The sequence below is a fragment of the Nordella sp. HKS 07 genome, from assembly GCF_011046735.1.
Taxonomy (GTDB): domain Bacteria; phylum Pseudomonadota; class Alphaproteobacteria; order Rhizobiales; family Aestuariivirgaceae; genus Taklimakanibacter.
The window spans coordinates 6,088,158-6,103,286 of the sequence record NZ_CP049258.1 but is presented as its reverse complement, the minus strand read 5'-3'; the positions used below and the strand labels follow the sequence as shown (position 1 = coordinate 6,103,286).

The window sequence follows — 15,129 nt, the reverse complement described above, 5'->3', positions numbered from 1 at the left end:
TGCATGAACCGTATCGCCTATACGAAACCTTCGATCACCGAGCTTGAAGTGCGCTATGCAACGGATGCCGTAACTACCGGATGGGGCGAGCGCTGCTACGAATATATCGGCAAATTCGAGCACGCCTTTCGCTCGCATCTCGGTGTCAAGCATGCAATCGCCACTTCGAGCTGTACAGGCGCCTTGCATATGGGGCTCTCGGCACTGGGCATCGGCAGGGGTGATGAGGTAATCCTGGCCGACATCAACTGGATCGCGTCGGTGGCACCGGTTACCTATCTCGGTGCAACACCGGTATTTGCCGATATTCTGCCCGACAGCTGGTGCCTTGATCCTGAGAAAGTGGAAGCCGCAATCACGCCCAGGACAAAAGCCATCATAGCCGTTCACCTGTATGGCAATCTCTGCGACATGGATGCGCTTCTGGAGATCGGCGAACGACACGGAATTCCCGTCATCGAAGACGCCGCCGAAGCAATCGGTTCGTCATGGGGATCGGTAAGAGCTGGCTCGCGCGGCGCCTTTGCGGCCTTCTCGTTCCATGGCACGAAAACCGTCACGACCGGTGAAGGCGGGATGTTCGTCACCAATGACGACACCCTCTACGAGACCGTCCTCACACTATCTAACCACGGACGCTCGCGTCAGCAGACAAAACAGTTTTGGCCGGACATGATCGGCTACAAGTACAAGATGTCGAATGTCCAGGCAGCCATCGGCCTGGCGCAGATGGAGCGCATTCAGGATTTGATTGACGGCAAACGCCGGGTGTTCAACCTCTATTCCAGGCATCTGGGCGGCTTGCCTGTGGCGATGAATCCGGAACCGCCGGGAACCACCAACGGTTACTGGATGCCCACCATTATCGTCGATGATAGCGTTGGCTTCGATCGCGATAAGTTGCTTACCGATTTCAAAGCGAACGCCATCGACGGCCGAATCTACTTCTGGCCGCTCAGCATGTTGCCCCATTTTCCAAGCACGCAGAACAATGTGGCTCGCCGCCTCTATGCGCGGGGAGTGAATCTGCCGACCTATCACGACCTGACTGATGATGACGTGATCCGCGTGACCAACATCGTCAAGGCGCATCTAACGAGAGAATCTGGAGCATGACTGATATATCGGAGCTTTTCAGGGAGCATTTCGCGCGTAGGCTTGCGGAGCATGGACCGACTGCGGCAGGGGTAGATTGGATGCGGGAGGAAATGGCACACCTCAGCTATGACTATGCGCTCCAGCTCGTTCGTCGCGAACATCATGGTACGCGGCCGACGTTGCTAGATGTTGGGTGCGGGTATGGCGCTTTGCTTTCGTACGCCCAAGACAAGGGTATTGATCTCGATTATACAGGCATCGATATCGTGCCTGAGATGATCGGGTATGCTCGCAGTCTTCACAAAAATGGAAATTTTATTTGCGGCGATTTCCTGCTGATGAACGAAATGCGCAGGTATGATTATGTGGTCTGTAATGGGATTTTGACAATTAAACTGAGGGCGACCACACTAGATATGGATAGATACTTTAATGCGCTTGTAAAAAAGCTATATGATTGTTGCAATATTGGTACATGTTTCAATTTGATGACCAATAAAGTCAATTTTCAGGTTGAAAACTCTTACTATCGCAGCCCCGTAGAAACATTGGCGTTCTGTATGTCCGAGCTTTCAAGCAAAGTGGTTTTGAACCACGATCATCCAAGGTATCAATTCTGGACATATGTCTACCGTAATGACTAATATCTGAACTTGGTTTAGCCTTTTCTGAGAACACAGCTGTTTGGAGCGCGTGGGCGACACTAAATGGATTCCGAGAAAGTGACTCCAGCAGAGCTGTATGATGTAGTGGTGATTGGATCCAGTCCACTCAGTCTTCTGGAGGCCGTGATCGGTGCGGAGAGCGGTCTCCGGGTCTGCGTGGTTGAGCGCGCTGAGCGTCTTGGCGGGGCATGGATGACCGAGGATTGTCTGGGCCTCACCGGCATCGAGACGAGCCCGCATGTATTCATGCCGCACCGAGCGGCCTATGATTTGGCGGATGCCAAGCTGGCCGGCAACTTCCGGACCGTCCCGATCCAGCCCGTACTGCATGTCCGCCGCAACGGAGCGTTGTTCCGAGATTCCACAATCCCAATCACAAAGCAAATGCGCTATGAATTGGCGATGGCCACCGTCTACCACTGGGATGCTGGCACTGGTCTCTGGCAGGCCGCTCGCTATCTGTTGTCGAGACTTGCCCAGATGTCGGGTAATCGCAACCCGGGCGAGGCGAAATATCCTGGAGGCGGCCTGACCCGCTGGTTCGATCGAATCCAAATCATACTGAGGAGGATTGGCGTCGAGGCGCGGCTCGGGACGTCGGTTGATGTCATCCAGATTACTGGTGAGCGCGTCGTCGTGACCACTGCCGATGGCGGCGAAATCCGTTGTCGTCAAGTTGTGCTCAATAATCACATTTCTCTTAGGGCCATGAACGTCGACCAGACGCCGGTCCAGCTGAAACTCAAACAGAGTATTTCCGATCACTACACCTATGTTGTCAGGGGCACGGCACCGCGGGGATTTGTGCAATTCGCCGGCGAGGTGCCGCTTGTCCTGGCCAATGACGTTAGCGACTACATCCCTGATTTGGATCAGGTCTATCCTGGCGCTCGAGTGATTACGGCGCGTGCGAAGAACGGTGTTCCACGGTCGGAAGCCATTGCGACAGCGTTTTTCGATGCCTTGCGGTCGGTGGATTATGTTTCGAAGAACGCTGAGATTGTCGCCGCACACCACCGGGAACTCGCGACAAGCAAGATGTCGCGCGGCACCATTCGGAAAATTACTAAGGCCGCAGGGCGAAGAGTGAAAATTTTGACCGCTGATGAGCTTGGAATTACCTATTCCATGGCGCGACGATGATCAGAACGGCAAGCACTCGCGACCCCTACATGTATATCACGGTGATTGGTTCGGACGACGCTCGCGGTCACCTCTGGTGATATGACCCTACTTTCGAGACCTCTGCGATGTAGGGTTTTTATACACGTACATTGTGAAATCGAAATAGTCGTATGCGTGATCGATGATCCATTTGGGCGATAGTTCTGTTGCGCAGAACGAAACCATTTCTGCTGGATTTTGGTAATACAGATTGGTCGCCGTAAAGTTAACATGGGATGTCATCATGTTAAAGGCGATGCCGTGCTCGGCCAGTTCGTACATCCGTCGTATGACCCTACGGGAGAAAGCTCCGAATTCTCGGATCGACAAGTCGAGCTTCTCCGTGAGCACGCCGTTCGCCAAGACGTAATCGAAGGACCGTTCGGGCTGAAACGCAAATATATCTGAACGCACGAACGTCGCGCCCGGATAGTTCGAGTTGCCGTGATCGATCATGGCCTGCACTAGGTCGAGGCCCGTGTATTCCAAGTCGATGTTGCTTTCGCGCGCATGCGATAGAAGGCCACCATATCCGCAACCGACATCGAGAACGGATACCTTCCGCCCGACAAATGGTTGGTCGATCACCGCCAGTATTTTGTCGTAGTGAAAGCTCAGGCTTTCAGAGTCATGCCAGTCAACGCCGCGAGGGCTAGGGCCATGCTCCTCAAAAGTGCGAGTGTAGTAGCGCTCGAAGGTTTCGTCGATGCCCAAGTTATCCTCCAATGGTCCGCTTTATTACATCCGCCGCGCTACGGATGCGATTTTGGTCATAGGTATCTGTTAGCCACAGAGTAACGACGGTTTGGCCCCACGCATCGCCTCGGGTGTCTCTTTGGTCGCCAACGAGGGTTGGCGCCACATCCCATAGAGGCGGATAATTCGTCCCGGCGTCGTGGCCCGCTTCGCGCATTGCGATGACAATACGATCACGCAGTTCCTCATTTTGAACGCGGAATAACCCGCGCCACGCGGCGGAGATGGGGACCGGCGGCGCGCTTATGGCGTGAGACACGTCGGCGAGTACCTCGTTCCACATCGCCAGGCGCGCAAGGCGACGAGCATTTGATTCTGGAAAACGGTGAAGCGCGGCAAGGATGGGCTCTGCCAAATTTGGGTCGAAGGAATGGCGACACTGCGCCACTTCGACTGCGAATAGCGGCTCGGAGGCCCATGCCAAGCCAATTGCCGACAGATGTCGTCGAGCAAGTACAATGTGATCTTCGGTCTGGTCGGCTGCGTGATCAAAAACGGGCCAAGCAGAAGCGCGAGTGGATAGCGTATCGGCAAGACGCGCGTCGTTGGTTAGAATTGCGCCACCACCTCCACCGTCGACAGTCTTGCCACTGCCGAAACTGAGTAGCCTGGTCGTGCGTGGCGCACATTCGCGGGGGGACCCGGCCGTAGCAGCAAGGCTGTCATTTTCCAGTAGGACCCAGCCTCTTTGATCCGCCATCGCGCGAGCTCCTGGATAATCAGCCAGCTTGCCGTAAAGGTGTGTCAGTACCAGAAGTCCCGGCTGACTGCGGTTCGCATCGATCGCCGAGGCCAGCGTGGCGTCATCTGGGAGACCGGTATCTGCAGAGACCGAGGCCAGTACCGGTCGGCGGTTCGATGCCAACACGGCGGCCAGCAGTGCCGAGCAAGTATTAGAGGGGGATGATCACCGGCGCGCCGGGATAAGTCATCTCCTCGATGGCGGCAACCAGTGCCGCGCGGCCACGGCCGAATAATGCGCCGTGCTCAAGCCCGAAAGTTTGGGAAAGCTGACTGCGAAGAGCCTTCATGGCCCTATTCAACAAGAGGGACGTCCATGCTGACAATGCTCTCTTTGCCTAACGGATGCATCTGACGTATCCACCAGGAGAACAAGAGAAAACGAGCTTGCCGTTCAACGCCTCATCAACCTCGAAGCGGTTTGTTTCAGAGAGGTAGGCATTGAGAGCTGACAAAGGCTCATTCCCGGGCTCCCATATATGAGATCGCTTTGTGGGGGTTTGCGACACATCGATCATCCCGAGGAGGGTGTCTGCTACAACGAGATACTGACCGGATGTGACGAGTGGTGCATAGGCGCGAAGCTCCGCCAGCACATGGTCTCGACTGTGATTGCTGTCGAGGACGACCATAACGGACGCGCCGGGTGGAATTGAGGCTGTGACCTTCGCTATCGTCAGTGGAGCAACCGACGATCCCTCGATCAAATCAATTCGAGAGGCCATCGGATGGCTTTCAATTGTTTCCCTATTATGCTTACGGATATCGATGTCTACGCCGACAACCTTCCCCTTTCCAATCAGTTGCAGCAAAGCCGCCATAAAGATGACGGAACCGCCGCGAGCGACGCCAGTCTCTATGATGACATCAGGTTTGTTTGCCCATACAACTTCCTGTGTCGCCATAACATCGGCAGGCATTTGAATGATAGGGACGCCCAGGAAGCTCCATAGATAGGCATAGTCGTAGGTGTCCACGGCGTGGATTGCGTCGGTCGATTTCGCAAACGCGTCCCTGTCTTTGCCAAGAGCAATGCTCATCTGTCGCTTGTGAGCCTCGAACTCGGTCCGGTCGTCCTTAGTCATTTGTATCTGCCGTTCGTTGCTTCTTCGGATGGAAGGTTGAAGTTGCCGAATACTCTTCGAGACGTCCTATCGCGAGCTTGAATCACGCCAAGCTGCTAGGCGCGAGAATCCACAAAATCGCGCCAAGGTACGGTATTCGAGCATATGTACCTTTCTCCCGAAGCACCACAATTGGCAACCAGGTCGAGCCCACTTACGAATGGCGTAAACTCGCCATGCAGTTGTGGATAGATCTCCTTCCGGTAGTCCATGTATCCTACGGAAACCCCATGTCGCTCAAACAATGGATGATCCAGATAGTCCTTTGCGCCATGCCCCGTTATATATTCATCGCCCCCTAAACTGAGAACAATATCAAGGACGCGTTGGGTACTCCGCCCGGAAATGCCGAGAGAAGAGGATCTGATAATTCTCTTATGCTCCGAGATATTGAAGTACTCCAATAATACATCAATGGACCTGATCGTTATATCTGAAAGCGTCTCCGTCTGCATGGATGCAACGGCTTCAAACACAGAAATCATATCGTCGAAGAAGGGAGCCTTATTATAGGCATCCGTGAGTATATTTCTTTGCCGTGTCCGCCAATCGACCCTGCAGTCGACCACGGCGTTGTTGATGAGCGTCTCTTTCAGGCGTCCCTTGCTCATCGGAAGGGTGAGCCACTGTGTTCCATTTCGCGTTTTAACCTGTACACGATTGTGGAATGCGCCGGTCGATAGCTGGACGTCATCATAAAAAACAAAGACATCCGCCAAACGAATCTGTTCCAGCAGTCCCACCCAAGGGAAATACATCGGTTGTGAAATTACAACGCGCAACTCGATATCCTCTGATTAGGCGTGTCCGTCGAGCGCAGCCAAGTGTGAAATGCGGACCCGCAGTTCTTCCTGGTGTCCGAGTATCATGCAATCACTCCAACAATGCGTATTCGCCATGTCGGGTGTGTTTCCGATATCGAGTTACTTCATGCAGACACGGCCCTCACTTTCCGAGATAACCAGGACTCTTCCAACGGAAGCATGCGTCGGCACAGGTTGAGACTACCAGACTTTCCACGGTGGATTCGTTCCACTCCACAGGCTCTCCAGTTGGTTCTTCTCTCGCAACGTGTCCATTGGCTGCCAAAATCCGGTATGCACGAAGGCTCTCAGTTCTCCCGCGGCGGCAATCATTTCGAGAGGAGGACCTTCCCAAGAGGTATCATCGCCCGAAACATAATCGATGGCGTGTGGCGAGAGCACAAAATAGCCGCCATTGATAAGGCCGCCATCGCCAGGCGGCTTCTCCTGGAAGCCCTTTACCTCCGCATCCTCCATGATAAGTGCGCCATAACGCCCAGGCGGGCGCACCGCCGTCACCGTGGCGAGTTTCCCATGCTGGCGATGAAACGCTATCGACGCCGAGATATCAACATCGGACAATCCGTCCCCATAGGTGAAGCAGAAACAATCCTCGTCCTGCAAATAGTCTCTCACACGCTTGAGCCGGCCCCCTGTCAGAGTGTTCTCTCCGGTGTCCACGAGGGTAATGCGCCAGGGCTCGACTTTTCGTTGATGAACATGCATCTCGTTGTGCTGAAGATCGAAGGTGACATCCGACATATGCAATGCGTAATTGGCGAAATACTCCTTGATCACATAGCCTTTGTAACCGCAGCAAATAATGAAATCCGAGACCCCATGGGCGGAATAGCACTTCATGATGTGCCAGAGGATGGGCTTGTGGCCGATTTCGATCATCGGCTTCGGCTTCAGGGAGGTCTCTTCGGAGAGGCGGGTCCCCAGGCCGCCGGCAAGAATCACAGCTTTCATAGTCGCCCGAATTGTTCCCAAAGTTTCCGATAAATGCGGTTTTTAACGGTAGCAAGGCAGTGTTTCAACTCTGCCATTGCACTAGATCGGCTGGATTATTTGGAAGCCGCCTCCAACCTCCTGCGCTTGCGCCAGCGAATACGAGATTTGTTGAGAATGCGGTATCCTGCCAGGGGCGCAAATAGGGGGACAAGGCAGGCGGCGAACAGGAGAGGAAAGGCGAGTTGAACAACGCGGCAGATGGAGGCGAAGAACTGCTCCTGGGGATATCGGTACGCGCATCTCGCAAAGAGCTTTATCAGCCCAAGCTGCAGGGGGAGCACATTGATCCCGAGAGAAATCAGCGCCTGATTGTTCTTCTCGAGAAACTGTTGACGGGTCGCTGCTTGGGTGAAATGACGATACCTGCGAAGGTGTTCAGTGTCATAATGATTGTCATGAGGGAAGTCTTCGATGAGCTGCTGGCGAATCATGCCGAATGCCGGCTTCTGCATCAGAACCTCAAGGCCGGTTTGATGCTCGCTGGATTCGCTATTATATACGTGCTCAAGATTGGCATAGGTCAGCAGATCGGAGACCATAAGCGTATGATATGATACTCCGATGTCGGGCAATGTGAAGAATGCATCCCGTAACATCCGATACGCGTCAAGGCGGTCATGGGAGTTTGGCACGCTTTCGGAAACGTACTCGGGAAATTTAATCTTCTGTGGGCTGCGCTTCCCACTGGCAACATCGACCATGCATGCGTCGGCCGCCACGGCGCATAGAGACGCATCAGAGCGCAAGACGGCAACCATGAGCTCGATGGCCCTCTCGTTCAGGCCGCAGTCGCTCGACAGAACGATATGGTAGACCCCGGCACGCTGTATCCATGCTTTCTGATGGTTTATGATGATGAGGTCACGAATATTGGACGTATTGCGTGTATATACTATTCGATCATCAGCTATCTCCGTGACGCAATTCTGCACGGCATCCGTATTGGAATTGTCGAAAACGTAGATCTCCAGGTTGCGGTATGATTGCCGGCAAACTGAGGCCAAACACAAGTGAAACAGGTCGGCGCGCTCATATGCAGTGATTGCGACCGTAACAAGTGACGTAGGCGGTGTCGGTATAGAGTTTTCGCCTTCAACCGATGGCAGAGGATCACAACGTGGATGGCTCATAGGATCCGAATGTTTTCCTTTGAACTTGATGAGGCTTTTGCCTTTCCTGGACGGTGGAACTGGTAACCGACAAATGCCTGCCGCTCAAGCGCTTTCCTGATGGACGTTTCAAGTGTGCGTCCGCAACAGAAATTCCCAAACGGGGGGCGTACCCTGCGGGTCAATGAGATGGCCGATCGGGGCGCTGTGTCTGTGGAGGTGAAACCGGACTTTTTCCGGCGGACCAGTAGTTCTTTGACAATTGTTCAAATCGACGCGGTGTTGCAGCTGCGATTTAGCGCGCATCCCGGCGGAGTGGAATCACTTGGCCGAAAAAGGATTCGCCCCAAATTGACATCTGGGAGGAGAATCCTTGTGGCCGAAGTCTTCAACTTTGGGCCGGCAAGTGCCGGCCGCGGCGGCGATGACCGCTTAACCGGCAAGGAGGCGCCACTGCACGCGGTGGCCTAACTTTTTTGCATAAGCGGCCTCAGGACTGGATTACACTATGTCCCATCTCTGCTAGCCATGAATCGTGCAGCGATTTCTCGGTGCCGCGATGGCCGGGAAGGTGATCCACACGACGTCGCGCTCGAACACCATGACCTTGCGGTCGCTTCCGACGATGACCCACAGCCAGCGGTGTTGCGCATCTTCACCTTCATGTCGGTATCACCTTGCCGACGCGGCGACGGGCGCTTGACATCGTGGGCCAGACGGCAGGATTGGGAAATATCAAGTTGAGGGGTTGCGTTCGGACTTCAACTCGTGAGTCTGACCGGACAAGGCTTTGGTCTCCATCCGAACACCGATAAAAGGATCAACCGAATGGTTCTCGGCCTCCGAATAATCCACGAAATCCTGCAAGCTTTGCTGCGCGTCTGGAACGAGAAGGATGAGGGTAATCTCCTCGAGAATGCCGCACAAACCAGCACGGCATCCGGCGATGAAGCTGCGAGTCAATCGCCCGAGACTCCATCAGGGCCGGCGAATGTACAGACCAGGACACATCAACGCCCCGAGAATACAAACCAGGAATTGAGTGATCCCGGAGTTCACATCGATGCCTTACGCCGACGGTCATGGGGGTATGGCGGAACTGCAAAGACCACCCCGCCCGGACAGGGCGCAGCCATTTTTCGTCTGGCCCAGGAAAGCTCCGCAGCAGGAGAGAAGAAGTTGCCGGAAATTCGCAGCAAAAGGTCCGGCGAAGCCAATTGGCAAAGTCGGCCAGCAACAAGTCCGCTGGTACGTGTCGCCACGTAAACTGCGCAAGGTGGGCAGGTTGTCCGGATGCGAAAAAGAGCCGAGGGGCCGCGCGCCACCGTAGAAAGGACATGAAGCCGAACAGCACGGTGACGGCGGCGGCCTAGGCCGCAAACAATGCCGGGATCGCCATCGAGTGGTTTCCGTGTCCGGGAGGATTTGCCGCGCGCAGAGGACCCCGAACCGGTTCGGAGCCCTCCACGGCCACGAGCCGCTGAGTCGAGAGGAGGGCACGTGAGCCGTCTGAATTGAAATCTTCGACGCTGGCGAGGCAAGTGACATTTTCTAAAGCGACGATTTAGGCGACCTGGGCTGAGCTGGATCAATGCGGAGTGCTCGGGCACGCAAGACTTCGAAGAGCGCCTCCAAGGACGTGGAGAGGGCGATGCACAAGCGCAAGAAGGGCACGCTCAAGAGTGGCCGAAGCGGCACGACAGTAACGAGCAGAAAGCAAGCCATCACCATCGGCCTGTCGGAAGCGCGTCGCGAGGGCAAGAAGGTTGCTCCCAAGAAGGCCTCCAGAAAGAAGAGTTAGCGGAAGCAGTCACTGGACCGCTTGTATATCTGCGCGGATAAATGCGGGAATGAAACAGGAGATGGCCGTCTTCCGTACGGCCGCTTTGTTGGAGATGTCCTTCAGCCTCCCCCAGGGTCCTGATCCGTGGCGTCGGTTGTCCTTTGATACGGTCTGCCGGCTTGCCGGGCTGAAACCTCGATCGAAAGATATATTGCCGCGCTGCTGGCTTGCTGGTTGAATGCGGCCCGCGCTCAGTGGGAAACAGCGATGGCAACGCGTGTTCAGCTAACTGGCGACGGTCCGTTCGTGATGCCTGCTGTTGTAAGTTATTTGGGCATAGCCCTTCCCGCAGGCCGACGAACAACTCAAATCCGTTTTATCCTGGAGGACGGATCAGAACTCCATTTGCCGATTGCGGGAGTTGCTTACAACAAGCTCCTTGCTCAGTTCGCCATGCTATACGCCGAAAGGGGTTCTGGTCCGAGCCGGATCGAAGAACCGCGAAGCTGCGGCAGTGAACAAGATTGAGAAGATGCGACACTGCCTGGCCGCCAACGCTGTTGATGACAGGACTTCCAGCGCGACCTTGCGACCGGCACGGGCCTCAGGGATCAAGCATAGCAACGAAGTGCTTCGCTTTTTGGCGTCAAATCGCAAGTAATTGGCAGCCAGACCCAAGTTGGTCGTGGTTCGGCACCTTACCTGAACGGCACGTGGTTCGGTGAGATAACCGTCATGAAAAATCTAGTTAAAGCCATCCGCGCTACCCTGGTGCCCATCGCGACTGCGAGCGCTGGGGAGTGGCGCAGGACCAGAGCGCCCTCAGCCGCCAAAATAGCACAGCTGCGTTGTGAGGCCGCCGCGATCGGAATCGACTCAGCGCTCGTGGCCGTTGGATCGCGCGGCTCCATCGCCAGCGCCTTGATCGGCTATGGCATGACCAACGCTATGGATCGGTGGATCTTCGTCAACCGGTGCCTGAAGGCTCAGGGCTATGACTATGTGAAATCGCCCGCTCGGAAGAAGCGATAGGGGGCATCGTTCCCCGGGAAGTCGTGTTCGCCCCGAAAACCTTTCGAAATTCACAAATCGCTGCCGAAGTGCCAGCTCAAGCCGACGCGCACGGCGTGGAAGGCATTGTCAAATTTGATGTCGCCCACGGCGTCGTTGTTGTCCAGGAAGATCTGGGTGTCGCCAAGATCGGTATAGCGGTATTCGATATTGGCGCTCACCTCGTCGGTGAAGGCATATTCGAATCCGCCGCCGAGCGTCCAGCCCCAGCGCGTTTCAGTGTCGTCCGCATCGCCACCGCCGCCCACTGCGGGGTCGATCCTGATCTTCATGTCCACGCCACCGACAGCCGCGCCGCCCGTCACATAGATCAGGGCACGATCCATCGCATAGCCTAGACGCAATCTCAGGGATCCCAGCCAATCGATATCCTGCTTGATCTGGCCAAGCTCACTCGTGGGTGAGAACAAGATGTTCGTGTCACCCGAAAGATCCGAAAACTCGATGTCGCCTTCCGCGCCGAGCACAAAGCTATCGACCTGCCAGTTGTATCCGGCATGGGCACCGCCGAGCCAGCCGTCGATGCCGATCTTGCCGTCCCGGTTGGGTTCGATGACCACGTCGTCGCTGCTTGTATCGAAGATACCTGAACTCGCCGTCGCGACCGCTTGGAGCTGGTTATCGTACTTTACATCGTTCTGGCCCCATCCATATCCGCCTTGCAGCCCAATATAAGGGCCGGTCCAGTCATACAGAGGTTCGACGATATCCGCAGCCTGTGCCCCGCTCACCATCAGCGCTGAAACGGTGCCCGCCAAAAGTATCTTGCTCAGCATGTTGCTTCCCCATGATGTGCAACCACAGGTATAAGAAACGGGATAAGCCTCCAGATCAATAATTACTCTCAGTGATTTCAAGAATACGGCCTGCTGTGGCAAAAAGGTCACAAAAGGCAGTTTCTCCATCGGATTTCATGGCGGGAATGGAGAGAGGGTGTTTCAACCTGAGACTGTTGCGATCGCGCGCACCGTCACGACCAACGCCGCCCGCGTTCCCGTTTGGCAACTTCCGCCGCTTGTGGCGATGTTCTAATCTGGAACCTCGTTCCAGGTCTTGTCGGGATTGAAGCGCCTGATCTTCTCGACGATCGTCGCAGTGCCGGGGCCCAGGTCCTTCTCATAAACCCCACCGTGATGGCTGATGAGAAACGTCTTGATACCCGTTTCGCCATATCGCGCCGGCCAGGCAATCAGCGCATAACCCGCAATCATGTTGCCATTGATCACATAGTCATATCGGCCGCCGGCAACGTTATCGCCCTGTCCCCTGAGAATGCGGAAGCGATATCCGAAATAGCCCTGATCAGGGGGAGCGCCGGTTTGCCCGATTTTCGCCTCGACCACAAAGGGACCGGCGGGGCTTTCTCCGTCGTCATCAGCGGGCCAAAAAAGCCCATCATGAGTTCCTGCGGTGCTCATGAGTTTCTGCGCGAATTCGAGCACATTGTCGTCGTCACGATCCTCGCTCGCGTAATCTTGTTGCGCCAATAAGTAGTTTCGGGAAGTCTCGATCGTTTCGAGCTCGTTTTCGCCAATGCGGCGGGCCAGTATTTCCTCAAGGCCTTCCTCGGTGTTGAACTGCCAGCCCTTCTCGCCCTTCACCAGCGGGAAGGGAAAGGGCCACAACAGGTTGCCCAGCAGAATTTCGCGACGATCCGGTTTCGTCTCCTTGACTTCGACCTTTTCCTTTGTGGCCATCTGCAACTCCGTCAATCGTTTGTCGAAATCTTCGGTCTTGGCGATCGCTTCCGCATTGAGGCCGATGATCTGTGCCAGACCAGGCACGTCCTTCGCGATCATCTTTGCCTTAAATGCGTCAATGGCCGCGGAAGGTTCCGTGAAGGTCTGCGGTTGGGCGCCGAAGAACCTGTCGAGCGATGGCGCGGCGTTGGCGAGGGGAATGCCGGCGGTTCCGCAGAGCAACGCTGCCACGAAGAGTAAGATGAGTGTCTTGCGATACATGGTCAGTCTCCCAGAAGCAGTATGTATCAGGACGTGAGGCTCAGCGGCGTCCGCCACGGCCGCCACCGCCTCGGCCGCCACCGCCTCTGCCGCGCCCACCGCTGGGTCGCCTTATCTTCTGGCCGCCGCCATAGCCTCCTCTGCCGCCACGACTGGCTTGCCCCCGCTTGGAATACTGCTTGGTCGCGCGTCCCCGGTCATAGTCACCCAGACCGGACATCTGCTTGGGACGCCTGTCGACCTTGGAGGCGGGGCGCTGCGCGGCCCGGTTGCCGGCGCCGCCGCCCTTGTTTCTCTGCGCAGCCTTCGCACCCTGGCTGGGCCTGGTGGAAGGACGATTGGCACCTTGCCCCGGCTTGCGGTTTCCCGCATTTGCAGGTCTTTGCTGAGCCTGCTTCTTCAAGCCCTGCTGCACATCACGTCTTACATCGTTGCCCGAGATCCTGTTGCCGCCGGCGGGCAAATTTTGAACACGATTGCCGCGGTCACCCTTGCGATCGAGCCGATCGCGATTGTTTTCCCTCAGGCGATTGTTGATCGTGTCCCGGTCGAAGTTGAACTTGTTTCTGTCCCAGTTGATGTTGTTGAGGTTGTTCCTGTCCCAGTGCTCGACGCGGTCGCGCATATTGTTGATGTCGATATCGATGTCGACATCGCCGCCCCAGGAATGCCAGTCGTCCCAGTCGATCGCCGCGCCCCAGAACATGCCGGTGAAAAATCCAGGCCAATAGGGCGCGTAGGGATAATAGTAGGAGGGGTAGGGGTCGCCATAATAGACGGGCGGGGGAGCGCCTTCCTCATAAACATAAGTCGGGCTTAGAATGGCCGGGTCATATTGCGGCACATACGTCGCTTCCTTCTTCGCCGGTGTGATGATCACATTGTCATTCTGCTCCTGAATGGTAACCTTGCTGTCTGACTTCAGGACGCCGCTCGCCACGGCCCGGTCGCGCAGTTCCTGGACGGCCACCAGAAGGTCTTTCTGCTGGCTGACCACCGCGTCGCCCAGCTGCTCGGTCCATTTGAGATCGTCATTCATCATCTTGATGATGTCCGGGTAGTTGAGCAGCGCGATAACGCTGCCGTCCCAATCCGGGTCCGGTTTGAGGTCCGGCTTGGTCTTGACGTCGGAGAGGTAGCGATTGGCCTGAACGAGCTGTAGGGGGTAAAGGGAGGAGGCCATGACAAGCGCCACCAGATCATCCGGGTAAAGCGCAATGCGCGCGACGAGGGTTTCAAGCTGGTCGGCTGAGAGGGCCTGCGACTCGCTGGCCTGGGCCGCGGCCGGCGTCGGTCCAAACTCCTGCGCCCATGGGATGGCGGGATCCTGGGCCATGAAGATCGTGATCGTGGCAACGGTCAGGCCAATTGACTTGATGTGGCTGATCAGTGACATGCTTCGACCCTCCGAACGAATTGGCGGCAACGCGGCGGCCGACAGAACCAGGACTTATCAAAATGCCCGGTATTCGGCGGCCTTAAACCAAAAAGTCTCATCGACAACAAATGATAGTGGTTTCCGCATTTGCATATGCAAAAGGGGAACCTGCGCTCGTGTCATGATAGGGGCTGTCAGCGTCATCAAAACACTCATGATCGCAACCTACCCGGCGAAACGTCTGATGCCCCCGGGTTTTTTATAACACGGTACCGAGGGATATGCGAGACCTGGTAATTCCGCGGGGGCTCGTCACGAATTACACCTGTCGCGCCTCTGCGCGGAGCGCCTGGGGGTGTAGCCCGCAGGCAAGGCCGTCGCATAAATTCGGTCGAAGTGATCAGTGTGGGGCAGGAGGAGGAGACTTGGGCGCACCGCCAGGGTCAATCAGAGACGCCGACG

16 protein-coding genes are annotated in these 15,129 nt (G+C 55.9%); 6 read left to right on the top strand and 10 right to left on the bottom strand.

The genetic code is table 11. The features are described 5' to 3' along the window. Positions 1 to 3: 3 nt before the first annotated feature. From G5V57_RS28745 to G5V57_RS28735, 3 genes are all read left to right on the top strand, one after another. Positions 4 to 1,116: a DegT/DnrJ/EryC1/StrS aminotransferase family protein gene (locus tag G5V57_RS28745; RefSeq protein WP_165171783.1), complete on the top strand. Its 1,113-nt coding sequence runs from the start codon at positions 4 to 6 to the stop codon at positions 1,114 to 1,116. Next, positions 1,113 to 1,742 carry a bifunctional 2-polyprenyl-6-hydroxyphenol methylase/3-demethylubiquinol 3-O-methyltransferase UbiG gene (locus tag G5V57_RS28740; protein WP_165171781.1) on the top strand — a complete coding sequence of 210 codons (630 nt, stop codon included), beginning with the start codon at positions 1,113 to 1,115 and terminating at the stop codon, positions 1,740 to 1,742. The genes G5V57_RS28745 and G5V57_RS28740 overlap by 4 nt, the downstream gene beginning before the upstream one ends. A 63-nt stretch (positions 1,743 to 1,805) precedes the next feature. Beyond that, a complete protein-coding gene (locus G5V57_RS28735) occupies positions 1,806 to 2,906 on the top strand; it encodes a hypothetical protein (RefSeq protein ID WP_165171779.1) in 1,101 nt (366 codons plus the stop codon). A gap of 87 nt (positions 2,907 to 2,993) precedes the next feature. Here G5V57_RS28735 and G5V57_RS28730 read toward each other — a convergent pair whose 3' ends face one another. The 7 genes from G5V57_RS28730 to G5V57_RS28700 form a co-directional block, all read right to left on the bottom strand. Next, positions 2,994 to 3,641: a class I SAM-dependent methyltransferase gene (locus G5V57_RS28730; RefSeq protein ID WP_165171777.1), complete on the bottom strand. Its 648-nt coding sequence runs from the start codon at positions 3,639 to 3,641 to the stop codon at positions 2,994 to 2,996. Between the two features lies 1 nt (position 3,642). Beyond that, on the bottom strand, positions 3,643 to 4,548 hold the full coding sequence (locus G5V57_RS28725; RefSeq protein ID WP_165171775.1) for a DegT/DnrJ/EryC1/StrS family aminotransferase: 906 nt from the start codon (positions 4,546 to 4,548) through the stop codon (positions 3,643 to 3,645). Between the two features lie 28 nt (positions 4,549 to 4,576). Then, entirely contained in the window at positions 4,577 to 4,714 is a 138-nt protein-coding gene (locus G5V57_RS28720; RefSeq protein ID WP_165171773.1) for a hypothetical protein, read from the bottom strand. Positions 4,715 to 4,762: 48 nt separating this feature from the next. Then, a complete protein-coding gene (locus tag G5V57_RS28715) occupies positions 4,763 to 5,509 on the bottom strand; it encodes a cephalosporin hydroxylase family protein (RefSeq protein ID WP_165171771.1) in 747 nt (248 codons plus the stop codon). A 95-nt stretch (positions 5,510 to 5,604) separates the two neighbouring features. Next, positions 5,605 to 6,330 carry a WbqC family protein gene (locus G5V57_RS28710; protein ID WP_246737412.1) on the bottom strand — a complete coding sequence of 242 codons (726 nt, stop codon included), beginning with the start codon at positions 6,328 to 6,330 and terminating at the stop codon, positions 5,605 to 5,607. A gap of 222 nt (positions 6,331 to 6,552) precedes the next feature. Continuing rightward, positions 6,553 to 7,323, bottom strand: coding sequence for a glucose-1-phosphate cytidylyltransferase (rfbF, locus tag G5V57_RS28705; RefSeq protein ID WP_165171769.1), 771 nt, complete (start codon positions 7,321 to 7,323; stop codon positions 6,553 to 6,555). A 95-nt stretch (positions 7,324 to 7,418) separates the two neighbouring features. Continuing rightward, positions 7,419 to 8,495, bottom strand: coding sequence for a glycosyltransferase family 2 protein (locus tag G5V57_RS28700; protein WP_165171767.1), 1,077 nt, complete (start codon positions 8,493 to 8,495; stop codon positions 7,419 to 7,421). Between the two features lie 807 nt (positions 8,496 to 9,302). Between G5V57_RS28700 and G5V57_RS28695 the strand changes: the two genes are divergently transcribed. The 3 genes from G5V57_RS28695 (at position 9,303) to G5V57_RS28685 (ending at position 10,785) form a co-directional block, all read left to right on the top strand. Beyond that, positions 9,303 to 9,740, top strand: coding sequence for a hypothetical protein (locus G5V57_RS28695; protein ID WP_165171765.1), 438 nt, complete (start codon positions 9,303 to 9,305; stop codon positions 9,738 to 9,740). Between the two features lie 325 nt (positions 9,741 to 10,065). Continuing rightward, positions 10,066 to 10,275: a DUF6496 domain-containing protein gene (locus G5V57_RS28690; protein WP_165171763.1), complete on the top strand. Its 210-nt coding sequence runs from the start codon at positions 10,066 to 10,068 to the stop codon at positions 10,273 to 10,275. Between the two features lie 249 nt (positions 10,276 to 10,524). Next, the gene (locus tag G5V57_RS28685) at positions 10,525 to 10,785 is read left to right on the top strand and encodes a hypothetical protein (protein WP_165171761.1); all 261 of its coding nucleotides are present in this window, start codon (positions 10,525 to 10,527) and stop codon (positions 10,783 to 10,785) included. Between the two features lie 554 nt (positions 10,786 to 11,339). Here G5V57_RS28685 and G5V57_RS28680 read toward each other — a convergent pair. The 3 genes from G5V57_RS28680 to G5V57_RS28670 form a co-directional block, all read right to left on the bottom strand. Beyond that, on the bottom strand, positions 11,340 to 12,233 hold the full coding sequence (locus G5V57_RS28680; RefSeq protein WP_165171759.1) for an outer membrane protein: 894 nt from the start codon (positions 12,231 to 12,233) through the stop codon (positions 11,340 to 11,342). Between the two features lie 123 nt (positions 12,234 to 12,356). After that, entirely contained in the window at positions 12,357 to 13,388 is a 1,032-nt protein-coding gene (locus G5V57_RS28675; protein ID WP_246737411.1) for a DUF2950 domain-containing protein, read from the bottom strand. Next, the gene (locus G5V57_RS28670; protein WP_165171757.1) at positions 13,330 to 14,685 is read right to left on the bottom strand and encodes a DUF3300 domain-containing protein; all 1,356 of its coding nucleotides are present in this window, start codon (positions 14,683 to 14,685) and stop codon (positions 13,330 to 13,332) included. Before G5V57_RS28670 ends, G5V57_RS28675 begins: the two co-directional genes overlap by 59 nt. Positions 14,686 to 15,129: the final 444 nt, after the last annotated feature.

Bases quoted from the DNA above. Each gene is read 5' to 3' on its own strand.
- G5V57_RS28745 (WP_165171783.1), top strand. From the start codon at position 4: ATGAACCGTATCGCCTATACGAAACCTTCGATCACCGAGCTTGAAGTG.
- G5V57_RS28690 (WP_165171763.1), top strand. From the start codon at position 10,066: ATGCGGAGTGCTCGGGCACGCAAGACTTCGAAGAGCGCCTCCAAGGAC.
- G5V57_RS28680 (WP_165171759.1), bottom strand. From the start codon at position 12,233: ATGGAGAAACTGCCTTTTGTGACCTTTTTGCCACAGCAGGCCGTATTC.
- G5V57_RS28720 (WP_165171773.1), bottom strand. From the start codon at position 4,714: ATGAAGGCTCTTCGCAGTCAGCTTTCCCAAACTTTCGGGCTTGAGCAC.
- G5V57_RS28735 (WP_165171779.1), top strand. From the start codon at position 1,806: ATGGATTCCGAGAAAGTGACTCCAGCAGAGCTGTATGATGTAGTGGTG.
- G5V57_RS28715 (WP_165171771.1), bottom strand. From the start codon at position 5,509: ATGACTAAGGACGACCGGACCGAGTTCGAGGCTCACAAGCGACAGATG.
- G5V57_RS28740 (WP_165171781.1), top strand. From the start codon at position 1,113: ATGACTGATATATCGGAGCTTTTCAGGGAGCATTTCGCGCGTAGGCTT.
- G5V57_RS28685 (WP_165171761.1), top strand. From the start codon at position 10,525: ATGGCAACGCGTGTTCAGCTAACTGGCGACGGTCCGTTCGTGATGCCT.
- G5V57_RS28700 (WP_165171767.1), bottom strand. From the start codon at position 8,495: ATGAGCCATCCACGTTGTGATCCTCTGCCATCGGTTGAAGGCGAAAAC.
- rfbF (WP_165171769.1), bottom strand. From the start codon at position 7,323: ATGAAAGCTGTGATTCTTGCCGGCGGCCTGGGGACCCGCCTCTCCGAA.
- G5V57_RS28695 (WP_165171765.1), top strand. From the start codon at position 9,303: ATGGTTCTCGGCCTCCGAATAATCCACGAAATCCTGCAAGCTTTGCTG.
- G5V57_RS28670 (WP_165171757.1), bottom strand. From the start codon at position 14,685: ATGTCACTGATCAGCCACATCAAGTCAATTGGCCTGACCGTTGCCACG.